This window comes from Aeromonas sobria, assembly GCF_050266975.1.
Taxonomy (GTDB): Bacteria; Pseudomonadota; Gammaproteobacteria; order Enterobacterales; family Aeromonadaceae; genus Aeromonas; species Aeromonas sobria_B.
On sequence record NZ_JBKISU010000154.1, the window covers coordinates 1 to 250 of the forward strand.

1 pseudogene is annotated in these 250 nt (G+C 46.8%); it reads right to left on the bottom strand.

The annotated features are described in order from the left end of the window. Nucleotides 1-123: 123 nt before the first annotated feature. Nucleotides 124-250 (bottom strand): annotated as a pseudogene (locus ACLHZ1_RS20890) (IS4-like element ISAs18 family transposase); the annotation flags it as partial.

Here is a 250-nt window from a genome sequence, read left to right on the forward strand (position 1 = left end):
AAAATGAAAGAAACCAATGCGGTCTTGTTGATGGATAAATTTATCTACTACCTGAAGCAACACCGCTTATATACCCGCACACTTGGAATTATTTGAGTCTCTAAAAATGAGGGGATCTCTGAGGGTATTGACCTTGATCGTTCTCTCTAGACCGACACTGTCTCCAGCCTTACCCAGCAGCGTCAGCAAGACGATGGCCAGGGCACTGAATAAAAACAGTCGGTCGCGCCGGACCGGATTACTGATGTGC